We start from the raw sequence: 10,000 nt of genomic DNA, 5'->3' as shown, positions 1-10,000 counted from the left end.
TGCAAGTATACGGGAAAGGGCAGCCTTATTCAGCTGCCGCATAACCTTCTCTTCCGGAATACAGATTCTAGGAGTGATCCCCGCCTCCTTTAAAGCCCCATAATACCCCGCTATACTTTCCTCCAGTGCCCGATTCAAATTCACAGACTCTCTTTCTTCATATTGATTGGCTGAAACCACCAAAGAATACCGGAATAATTCTTCTGTAAGCTGTTTCAACGTATCAATCCGCTCCTGGACCACCGCCAGGTATCCCTGTACCTTTTCGGATACCTCCTCCTGCTCAAGCAGTTCCATATACCCACAGATAGCCGTAAGCGGCGTGCGCAGGTCATGGGAGATATTGGTAACAGCCTCCTTTAGTTCTTTGTCCCCCTGTAAATAACGTATATGTTCTTTTCGCAGCCTCCGCATCTGCCTGTCAATCTCAGCAGCGAGAAAGCGCATCTTACCATCGGAAATGGTAAGATCAATTCCTACATTTGTATCTCTGCCCAGCCTGGCATCAATTTCTTGGCATATTTCATCTGCCGCCCTGCGCATTCCCTCGATCTTCATTATTAAAATACCGTTGACCACAACAAGAACGGCGCATAAAATACTAAGCAGATATACCATAACCTTCTCCTTATTTTAAATCTTTCCTGCTGAAACAAAAAACTCCAATAATATTCGCAGCAGCCGCTATAGCGATAGAATAAAGCCCAATTGTACCCGGATGTGTCACAGCCCCCGATGAAATCTGTATCCCCTGACTTGTAGGAAGGAAATCAATAAAAACTGATAAACGCTTCTTTGTGATGGACTGGGATACATAGGATTGGGTATTCGCTGAATGGTCTGTGTAACTGTATCACCAACTGTCTCTGACATAGAAACCGCATCAGTAAATTCCGGTTCTCCCAGTTTCATAGTAATATACATAGACAAAAACAGAAGAGCAAATATACCCATCATACTGATGATCGCCACCAATGCCTTATTCTGATTCAGCATAGACAGCATGGTAAAAATCGCTGCGAACGCAACAACCATAAGCATACCATTTACGATATATATAACTATCTCCTGCCATCCCATTTCAAAAAATCCAAAGAGAGGGATTCCCGCAATACATGCGGTAAACATATAAGCAAAATTCATAAACACACCTGCTGCCGCACAGGTAATAAAGTTTGACAGATAGATATCTCTTCGGTTGCACCCTACCATCAGTTTATTGCGGATGGTTCCATCGCTGTATTCCGTCCCCACAAAGAGGCTGCAGAATGCCGCGATCAGCAAGCCTATTACAATATGAGAGGCAAAAAATACAGAGTCAAATGTGACACTCATATCATATACTTTCACATTCCGATATTGTCCCACACTGTGGATCACACCATACAGACCCATTACAAGGTTTCCAATCCAAAAATATTTATCCTTTCGCAGGCGTAAAAAGTTTGCATGAAGCAGTTTACTCATGGCTGCCACCTCCGATCAGATTGATGTAATAGCTCTCCAGGCTTTCGTCCCTCTCTGTGATCTTATTCACCGTACATCCCTGTTTTGATAAGGCCTGCACAAGATCTGTCACACTCCACTCACCAAAGACGTCGGCTTCATACTCTGAAGCAACGGCATATTCTATTCTCCTTTCGTCCAGTGCACGGCTGAGGGCCTGTACGTCAGATACCACCATGTGCATCCCCTTCCGGCATGCAGCATCCAGTTCTTTTGCGGTGATTTCCTTCACAATTCTTCCGCTGTCAATAAATCCGTAATGTGTGGCAAGCCGGGAAAGCTCATCCAGAATATGGCTGGAGATCAGCACAGTAATCCTGTATTCCCGGTTCAGCTTCAGAATCAATTCCCTTATTTCGATGATCCCCTGAGGGTCCAGGCCATTGATCGGCTCATCCAACACCAGAAAATCCGGATCGCCCGCAAGCGCTATAGCAATTCCCAGACGTTGGCGCATGCCCAGAGAAAAATTCTTTACTTTCTTCTTTCCAGTATCGGAAAGGCCTACCAACTCCAGTAATTCTTTAATCCCATCATAGGATGGCCGTCCAAGGACCGCATACTGCACACGCATATTATCCTCCGCTGTCAGGTCCTGATAAATAGACGGTGTCTCCACCACTGCTCCCATGCGCCGGCGCACTTTGAGAATGTTGGGGGAAGTATATTTTTCCCCATAGATTGTGTATTCCCCGGAAGTGGGCTTCTGCAGTCCACAGATCAAGCGGATGAGAGTGGTCTTCCCGGCCCCGTTCCTTCCTATAAATCCATAAATTGCTCCTTTTTCCACATGCATGGAAAGTCTGTTTAAAGCTTTAAAATTCTTATATTGTTTTGAAAGATTCTCTGTACTCAAAACGTAATCCATATCAGCGCCTCCTTTATTTGATACAGCCATAATAGCACGACATGGTTAAGAAAGCGGTTAAGGAAACAGTTAAGAAACCGTAAAGATACTGTCAGGTTATTGTTCACGCATTTTAAATCCAATTCCCCATACTGCCTCAATATAATCTTTTCCTGTTATCTCCCTGAGTTTTCTCCGCAGATTGCTCACATGTACTTTCAGGGAACTTTCCATACAGTCCGGTGTATCTTCACTGATCAAATCCAATATCCGTGCCTTTGTAATGACCTGGAAAGGGTTCTGCATCAGCAGTTTTAAAACAGCAAACTCCGTTTTGGTCAGGCGGACAGCCATACCGTCTGCCATAACCTGATATGTTTCCGTATTAAGACACAGATCCTCAAACATCAATTCTGTATGATCAAAGGGAATGGACGCCTTTCTGAGCTGCACCGTTATCCTGGCTAACAATTCTTTTGTTTCAAAAGGTTTTGTGATATAGTCCGAAGCGCCTTCCAGCAGAAGATTCACCTTGTCGTCTAACCCAGCCTTCGCGCTGACTACAATAACGGGAATCCCGGAAAGCTTTGGAAGGATTTCCTCCCCGCTCAGTCCGGGGAGCATTAAATCCAGCAGGATCAGATCCGGATGCCTCTGGGACAAAAGCAGCAGTGCCTCCGTCCCTGAATACGCACGCAGCACCCCGTATCCCTCCTTTTTCAAAATAGCTTCTACCATATCACCGATGGGAATATCATCTTCTATAATTGCAATATATTTCATAAAACGCTGCCTCGCTTTCTGCCTCCATACACTTTAACTCATATTGTAACAATAGGGCGGCCATTATGCTATAGGCTATTCCTTCTTACCAGCATACGCCTGGAACACGCTTATACAGACCTGCTTACAACAGATTATTCCGTATTTTATATTACGGAAAAAAACGGTTTTGCCAACTACCAGATGTTTGTCCAGAAATTCAAGCAAATATTCCATAATACACCACTGAAAATACGCAAGCTGAAAAAGCGACAATAGAAACTGCCGTTTGGTCTTTTTTACCAGGCGGCAGTTAAGGCTGTTATATTTAATTTTCGATTTTCTCAAACCTGTATCTCTGACTGATTTCCGGGTATTTTTCTCTGTCCACCTCACTCATAAACATATCATACGGCCTGGCCCATACTCCAAACGGACGGTATAGCGCCTGATAGATCACCAGTTTTTCATTTGTCTCAGAATGCGTTGCGAATGCAATAATCTGATACAAATATAAGTCACTGTCCGGATGCACGGTTTCTCTCTTAAAATTCCTTACAATATCCCCTGGCCTCAAATCCCGATCCATAATACCCTCCTTCTTGTGTGCATGCAAATTTTCGCCTGGCTGCTGCATCGTTCCCTTTTATCTCATATTACAATCCCATTACAATGGTCAATTTCATGCTGTATGATCTGCGCGGTCCATCCTTTAAACCGTTGTCTGCATCGCTTATAGCTCCGGTCCCTGTATTCTACTTCTATGGTTTCAAAACGGGTGGTCTTTCTGCTTCCCTCCAGGGAAAGACATCCCTCTTCTGTCTCATAAGGCATGGATCTCCTAAGGATCACCGGATTCAGCATAGCCATGTCCACCCTGCCCGTACTGACCACAATAATACGTTTCTTAACGCCGATCATATTAGCTGCCATCCCTACACACCGCTCCCGGTTAGCCTGAAGGGTGTCAAGTAAATCCTTTACCACCTCATCGTCATCCCTCCCGGCAGGTTCCGATTTTTGACTGAGAAAAAAAGTGTCTCTCACCACTGCTCTTACCATAATATCTCCTTCAACAACTGTTCTTCTTCACTCTAAGAACTATCAAGATCCATCTGCTTGAAGTATAACCGATTTTCAAATTATATACAAGCTTTCAGGCATCTCTTCCCTCCTCCCTCCCATTTTCCTGGAGCCAGTATCTTTTCCCTTATCCTCCCATTTTGCATAATGAAACTCCAATCTTCCACTTTTTTCCAGTCTTTTTCTACAACAAATTCTCCTCACATTTAAAATTCCACAATTTCAGCAATAAATCTCTTTAATATTTGTTCACACTTTTTCCTTGAAATAAGGTATAAATAAATTACCCCCAATACATTATATAGTTTTTGCTACACCCCATAAGAAGAAATACCTTCTCCAAAAAGACCAGCTCCCCTGCTGGTCTTTTTCCTTATACCAAAAGAGCCCGGCTGCTGGCCAGACCCTTGTCCTTCCTCTCTTTTACATTTCTCCCCGAGCTTCCCGTTCACACAATTCCATTATAATAGCAGGGTACTTTTTATCCAAACCGTAAAACAGAATTACCAGAACGACCAGGATCCACACCACAACAGACGCAAATGCATAGATTTTAACAATGGCATTGACTACTGCCTCCGGTTGTGTAACTGCGGCTCCGCTGGATGCCACATAAAATCAACCTGCCGTTCAAGCCTGGCAGCACTCCCGGTTCTGACATATCATCCTAATATCCCCCTTTCCCGTTCAGGCAGACACACTCTGCCCCCACAGTATAGTCCAGCCGCATATCGCCTTATACAAAAAACGGCTATACCTCTTTTTAGAAGTATAACCGATATGTTTTTTATATACAAGGATTCAAAAAACAGTGCCTGCACAGACTAGTTCTCCTCCGCAGTACGAAACTCTATGTCTTTATGCAGCACAGCAATATGAAGCTTTTCTGACATAATTACCATTAAGACCAGTATAACTGCCATATAAACCGGATAGAGACCAATATTTATATACTGTGCAATAAGCCCGAAAAGAGGCGGAACCAGGCAGGTTCCCACATAGGCAGCCGCCATCTGTACCCCAATGACCGACTGGCTTAAATCTGCCCCAAAATTAATCGGCGTCTCGTGGATGATGGAGGGATAAATGGGTGCACATCCGCAGCCAACCAAAATCAATCCGGCAAAGAGCACATTTCCTCCAATAGGAAGAAGAATGCAGACAATGCCCACGGCAGTTACCACCTGTCCCAAACGTATCATATTTCGGTCATTCACTTTCATAGTGATAAACCCACACACAAACCGGCCCGCTGTGATTCCCATATAGAAAAGGCCCGCCCAGCGCGCTGCCCGCTCCGGGCTGATTCCGTGATATAAGGTACAGTAGCTGGCTGCCCAAATACCTGCCGTGCTTTCCAGAGCGCAGTAACAGAAAAAGCAAATCAGCACTTCCTTAACGCCTCTCAGCTTCACAAGCTGAGTCATTGTGTAGTGACGGCCCGGATTCTTTTCAGATACTTCCGAATCATCCCCTGTTTTTGCTGCGTGGGATTTCTGCATCTTCCTCCAGAGTGGAAGTGAAAAAATGAGGACTGCAGTCAAAACCACCTGCATAATAGAAATGGTCTGATACCCGCCATTCCATTTTAATCCTCCTGCCACAGCCCATCCCATTACTACAGGTCCGATGCTGGCTCCCAATCCCCACATACAATGCAGCCAGCTCATATGCCTGGCGGGATAATGCAGGGCCACAAAATTATTGAGTGCCGCATCAACACTTCCCGCTCCCAACCCGTAGGGCACTGCCCAAAGGCATAAAAGCCAAAAAGAATTACTGATGGAAAAGCCAAACAATGCCACAGCCGTCATTCCCACACTGATGGCAGTAACCTTGCCGGCCCCCAGTTTCCGGGTGAGATGATCACTTGCTAAACTGGAAACGATTGTCCCTGCAGCGATGATCATAGTGATAATACCAGCCCAGGAGACAGATGCTCCCAATTCCTGATACATACTGGGCCAAGCCGATCCGAGAAGGGAATCCGGAAGTCCCAGACTGATAAAAGCCAGATAGATAATAATCAATAACAATGATGTCATACGATATAAACCCCTCTTATGTCTCAAATTCAGGTTACAGTTCACCAACGCTTTCCCAAATGGTGACTGTGAACCGCAATAAATCAGTATCTTGGCATATTATACTTCAAATTGCGGATTGCTTCCATAAAGATTGCGTATTATACTATAAGAAAAGCGACAGACTAAAATATCCTGAGGTGAAAAATGATTAGCACTCCCATACGTGTTGATGAAAAAGGCAGGGAACTACTCAATCATGGAACCCTGGCCTTCCCATGTGCCTGGTATTACAGCGGACCGAACCAGGGTGATGTGCCCTGGCACTGGCATGAAGAAATCGAGCTGGTGTATCTGAACCGGGGAACTCTGCAGTGTTCAGTTGGGAGCAGACGTTTTCTTCTTTGCGCCGGAGAGGCTCTCTTTATCAATACAGGCATTCCCCATGCCTTTTTTGAGGAGTCGGGCATTCCCTATGAAGAAAGCGACATTGTATTCCATCCCCGCCTGATTTACGGAGATGTCGGCAGTATACTTTATGATAAATATATGCTTCCGCTCATGCGCTGCCCATCCATGGCAGGCTATGTCTTCCACACAGATACAGATTGGCAGAAAGAGGCATCTCTTTCCATAAAAGACGCGATCACGGTCTGTAAAAACAAACCGGATTTATATGAGTTTACCGTACGAAGCCTGCTTACCAATGTCTTTACACTCCTTCTTGGGCATAGCAAGGACCAATTAGAGCAGAGGGAGACCAGGGCCTCTTTTCTGATGGAGCGTGTAAAGCGAATGCTGGATTACTTCCATAGCCATTACCAGGAACCCGTCAGCGTGACACAACTGGCAGAGCAGGCCAGTATATGCAAACGTGAATGCCAGAGGGATTTCAAAAAGGTACTGGGCCTGACACCCACCCAATATTTTGAGCAGTACAGGCTTGCTATGTCCGTGCATCTCCTTACTGAGAGCCGCCACAGTATTATAGAAATCGCGGACCAATGCGGTTTCCAAAGTCCCAGTTACTTTACAAAACTTTTCAGAGAGCGGTACGGAGTCACACCTTCCGCCTTCAGATTGCATAATGAACCCGCGGATAATATCCGTTTTCCGGTCTAATCTTACAATGAATCCTGCGTGTTTTTAAAACTACACAATTTCTATCCGGATATTTTTGAAATTTTGTTGACACTTATCTGTCGAAATATAGTATAAATAAATTACCCCCCAATACATTATATAGTTTTTGCTACACCCCATAAGAAGAAATACCTTCTCCAAAAAGACCAGCCCCCCAGCTGGTCTTTTTATTTGCCGCATAAGAATATGCAGATTGTATCATCTACTCAAATGTATATCCCTCCGGATTGTTCTCCAATTTATGCTTCAGGAAGTCCTCAAATGGCCGGAACTTTGGAAGCAGGTATGGTGTGTTTTCATCTGCTCCAGGGGCGCCATAGATTTTAACGGCCTGGACAGCGGCCTGTATCTTTTCCTGTGCTGTGCAGGGTGATATATTAAAAAAGAATATGGCAGGTGTCGGGCCTGATTTTGCTCTTAAAACATAGTCACGAACAAACGCCGCTATCTTATCAATAGACTCAAACTCTAAATATGTGGCAGAAATTCCAATTTGAAGCGTTGTGAGATGCTGGGTGGCAACAGCCCTTGCATAATACGCCCTCTGGATCTATACACAGAAAACGTCCGTTAGACCAGATAATGAAATCCTCAAAGGATTCCCGTTCTTTCCCCTCCAGCATAGCTGTCCCGAAAAAGGCTGTGGTTTGTCCAATTCACGCTGTAGATAAGACGGATAAATTCATTTACGATCGAAACATTCACCATTGGAACAGATGCAAACGCATCCACAAAATCCATCTCTGCAAATCCCGGAACCGCATCATTTAAAGCACAAAACATAGGTACGTGATAATCGTCAACAATGCGGCGAAGGAATTCATGCACAAACTCAGGATCTTCTATGTTGCCATTATAAGGTTTTCAATCCCATACAGGTTACCTGCCAGATATTATTATATTTCATACGTTCCCTCCCAAAACACAGACTGCACTTAGTCTTAAAAATTCCGTACAACACAAAAACTCCATAAACAATCATGTTTACGGAGTTTGAAGCTCCCCCTGTTGGACTCGAACCAACGACACTGCGGTTAACAGCCGCATGCTCTACCGACTGAGCTAAGGAGGAATAGATACACTGATACACCGTACCTTCAAAACCGCATATACAAAACACAAAAACCTTTTCTCTTACCCGCCGTTCGCACTTTCATGCTTAGGTCAAGCCCTCGACCGATTAGTAGCAGTCAGCTCCATACATTGCTGCACTTCCACCTCTGCCCTATCCACCTCGTCGTCTTCAAGGGGTCTTACTTCTTTATGAATGGGATATCTCATCTTGAGGGGGGCTTCACGCTTAGATGCCTTCAGCGTTTATCCCTTCCAGGCTTGGCTACTCTGCTATGCACTTGGCAGTGCAACAGATACACCAGCGGCCCGTCCATCCCGGTCCTCTCGTACTAAGGACAGCTCCTCTCAAATATCCTACGCCCACGCCGGATAGGGACCGAACTGTCTCACGACGTTCTGAACCCAGCTCGCGTACCGCTTTAATGGGCGAACAGCCCAACCCTTGGGACCTACTACAGCCCCAGGATGCGATGAGCCGACATCGAGGTGCCAAACCACTCCGTCGATGTGAACTCTTGGGAGTGATAAGCCTGTTATCCCCAGGGTAGCTTTTATCCGTTGAGCGATGGCATTCCCACTTAATACCACCGGATCACTAAGCCCTACTTTCGTACCTGCTCCACCCGTCGGTGTCGCAGTCAAGCTCCCTTCTGCCTTTGCACTCTGCGAATGGTTTCCAACCATTCTGAGGGAACCTTTGGGCGCCTCCGATACTCTTTCGGAGGCGACCGCCCCAGTCAAACTCCCCGCCTGGCATTGTCCCACCGCCGGGTCACGGCGGCTGGTTAGAAGCCCAATACTGCAAGGGTGGTATCCCAACATTGGCTCCGGCACAACTGGCGTCATGCCTTCCCAGCCTCCCACCTATCCTGTACATGCAATACCGGACCCCAGTACCAAACTGGAGTAAAGCTCCATGGGGTCTTTCCGTCCTGGCGCAGGTAACCAGCATCTTCACTGGTACTTCAATTTCACCGGATGCATTGCCGAGACAGCGCTCAAATCATTACGCCTTTCGTGCGGGTCGGAACTTACCCGACAAGGAATTTCGCTACCTTAGGACCGTTATAGTTACGGCCGCCGTTTACTGGGGCTTAAATTCAATGCTTCGTTTCCTGACATCTCCTCTTAACCTTCCAGCACCGGGCAGGCGTCAGCCCATATACCTCACCTTTCGGTTTCGCATAGACCTGTGTTTTTGCTAAACAGTTGCTTGAGCCTATTCTCTGCGGCCAGGTCTCCCTGGCACCCCTTCTCCCGAAGTTACGGGGTCATTTTGCCGAGTTCCTTGGCAATGCTTCTTCCGTCGGCCTTAGGATTCTCTCCTCATCCACCTGTGTCGGTTTACGGTACGGGTACGGTATAAACAATAGCGGCTTTTCTTGACGCATGGCTCACACACTTCCCTACTTTAGTTCGGTCCGCATCACGTCTTCGGATCGCCACACGGATTTTCCTATGTGACTCCTACCTCGCTTGCCCCGGGATTCCATTCCCGGGATGTGCTCTCCACACGTGTCCCCACAGTTCTGTTATATCGCAGTACAGGAATCTCAACCTG

10 protein-coding genes, 1 tRNA gene and 1 rRNA gene (2 of these 12 only partly in view) are annotated in these 10,000 nt (G+C 46.0%); 1 reads left to right on the top strand and 11 read right to left on the bottom strand.

All coding sequences use genetic code 11. The features are described from left to right. From A4V09_RS01075 to A4V09_RS01035, 8 genes are all read right to left on the bottom strand, one after another. Window positions 1-618, bottom strand: the 5' portion of a protein-coding gene (locus A4V09_RS01075; protein ID WP_065540710.1) for a sensor histidine kinase. The gene continues 273 nt to the left of window position 1, outside the view; only the first 618 of its 891 coding nucleotides appear in the window; its start codon is at window positions 616-618; its stop codon lies off the left edge, out of view. A gap of 105 nt (window positions 619-723) precedes the next feature. Then, window positions 724-1,467: an ABC transporter permease gene (locus A4V09_RS01070; protein ID WP_084043384.1), complete on the bottom strand. Its 744-nt coding sequence runs from the start codon at window positions 1,465-1,467 to the stop codon at window positions 724-726. Further along, window positions 1,460-2,374 carry an ATP-binding cassette domain-containing protein gene (locus A4V09_RS01065; RefSeq protein WP_065540709.1) on the bottom strand — a complete coding sequence of 305 codons (915 nt, stop codon included), beginning with the start codon at window positions 2,372-2,374 and terminating at the stop codon, window positions 1,460-1,462. The genes A4V09_RS01070 and A4V09_RS01065 overlap by 8 nt, the downstream gene beginning before the upstream one ends. A 96-nt stretch (window positions 2,375-2,470) precedes the next feature. After that, window positions 2,471-3,136 carry a response regulator transcription factor gene (locus A4V09_RS01060; RefSeq protein ID WP_065540708.1) on the bottom strand — a complete coding sequence of 222 codons (666 nt, stop codon included), beginning with the start codon at window positions 3,134-3,136 and terminating at the stop codon, window positions 2,471-2,473. Between the two features lie 307 nt (window positions 3,137-3,443). After that, window positions 3,444-3,704, bottom strand: coding sequence for a DUF1653 domain-containing protein (locus tag A4V09_RS01050; RefSeq protein WP_065540706.1), 261 nt, complete (start codon window positions 3,702-3,704; stop codon window positions 3,444-3,446). A gap of 62 nt (window positions 3,705-3,766) precedes the next feature. Continuing rightward, on the bottom strand, window positions 3,767-4,177 hold the full coding sequence (locus A4V09_RS01045) for a peptide deformylase (RefSeq protein ID WP_065540705.1): 411 nt from the start codon (window positions 4,175-4,177) through the stop codon (window positions 3,767-3,769). 444 nt (window positions 4,178-4,621) lie between these two features. Then, a complete protein-coding gene (locus A4V09_RS01040) occupies window positions 4,622-4,810 on the bottom strand; it encodes a hypothetical protein (protein WP_065540704.1) in 189 nt (62 codons plus the stop codon). Between the two features lie 212 nt (window positions 4,811-5,022). Further along, on the bottom strand, window positions 5,023-6,243 hold the full coding sequence (locus tag A4V09_RS01035; protein ID WP_065540703.1) for an MFS transporter: 1,221 nt from the start codon (window positions 6,241-6,243) through the stop codon (window positions 5,023-5,025). A 186-nt stretch (window positions 6,244-6,429) separates the two neighbouring features. Here A4V09_RS01035 and A4V09_RS01030 point away from each other — a divergent pair, with 186 nt between their 5' ends. Beyond that, complete coding sequence (locus tag A4V09_RS01030) at window positions 6,430-7,344, top strand: AraC family transcriptional regulator (protein ID WP_065540702.1); 915 nt, start codon at window positions 6,430-6,432, stop codon at window positions 7,342-7,344. A gap of 612 nt (window positions 7,345-7,956) precedes the next feature. On the opposite strand, the gene A4V09_RS01025 is transcribed toward A4V09_RS01030, so the two are convergent. The 3 genes from A4V09_RS01025 to A4V09_RS01015 all read right to left on the bottom strand — a co-directional run. Continuing rightward, window positions 7,957-8,193 (bottom strand): hypothetical protein, encoded by a 237-nt coding sequence (locus A4V09_RS01025; RefSeq protein WP_065540701.1) that lies wholly within the window; start codon window positions 8,191-8,193, stop codon window positions 7,957-7,959. Window positions 8,194-8,364: 171 nt separating this feature from the next. Beyond that, window positions 8,365-8,437 (bottom strand) — tRNA-Asn (locus A4V09_RS01020). 88 nt (window positions 8,438-8,525) lie between these two features. After that, window positions 8,526-10,000, bottom strand: a 23S ribosomal RNA gene (locus A4V09_RS01015) (it continues 1,409 nt past the right edge of the window).

The organism is Blautia pseudococcoides (assembly GCF_001689125.2).
Lineage (GTDB): Bacteria > Bacillota > Clostridia > Lachnospirales > Lachnospiraceae > Blautia > Blautia pseudococcoides.
The sequence above is the reverse complement of the archived record's forward strand: the minus strand, read 5'-3'. Positions and strand labels throughout refer to the sequence as shown.

Bases quoted from the DNA above. Each gene is read 5' to 3' on its own strand.
- A4V09_RS01070 (WP_084043384.1), bottom strand. From the start codon at position 1,467: ATGAGTAAACTGCTTCATGCAAACTTTTTACGCCTGCGAAAGGATAAA.
- A4V09_RS01050 (WP_065540706.1), bottom strand. From the start codon at position 3,704: ATGGATCGGGATTTGAGGCCAGGGGATATTGTAAGGAATTTTAAGAGA.
- A4V09_RS01030 (WP_065540702.1), top strand. From the start codon at position 6,430: ATGATTAGCACTCCCATACGTGTTGATGAAAAAGGCAGGGAACTACTC.
- A4V09_RS01060 (WP_065540708.1), bottom strand. From the start codon at position 3,136: ATGAAATATATTGCAATTATAGAAGATGATATTCCCATCGGTGATATG.
- A4V09_RS01065 (WP_065540709.1), bottom strand. From the start codon at position 2,374: ATGGATTACGTTTTGAGTACAGAGAATCTTTCAAAACAATATAAGAAT.
- A4V09_RS01035 (WP_065540703.1), bottom strand. From the start codon at position 6,243: ATGACATCATTGTTATTGATTATTATCTATCTGGCTTTTATCAGTCTG.
- A4V09_RS01045 (WP_065540705.1), bottom strand. From the start codon at position 4,177: ATGGTAAGAGCAGTGGTGAGAGACACTTTTTTTCTCAGTCAAAAATCG.